This is a genomic window from Brevibacillus sp. MCWH, from assembly GCF_013096935.1.
Taxonomy (GTDB): Bacteria; Bacillota; Bacilli; order Brevibacillales; family Brevibacillaceae; genus Brevibacillus; species Brevibacillus aydinogluensis.
The window spans coordinates 1-248 of the sequence record NZ_SDLF01000271.1; the positions used below are offsets into that span (position 1 = coordinate 1).

The 248-nt window shown below is 55.6% G+C and carries 1 protein-coding gene; it reads right to left on the minus strand.

The window, feature by feature from the left end; all coding sequences use genetic code 11:
• The coding region (locus ETC00_RS20440) for a reverse transcriptase domain-containing protein (protein ID WP_253264365.1) at positions 1-248 on the minus strand (248 nt) is incomplete at both ends.

Genomic DNA, 248 nt, shown 5'->3' on the forward strand with positions numbered 1-248 from the left:
AAGAACTTCTCCAAGTCGATGTCGACCACATACCGGAATCCTTCGTTGATGTACTGTTGTGCTTTCCGCACAGCACTGTGAGCACGGCGGCCTGGACGGAACCCGAAGCTGGAGTCGGAGAACTCTGGGTCGAATATGGGAGTCAATACCTGCAGGATGGCCTGCTGGATGAAGCGATCTACCACGGTAGGGATGCCTAGCAATCGTATTCCCCCGTCAGGTTTCGGGATTTCGACCCTGCGGACAGG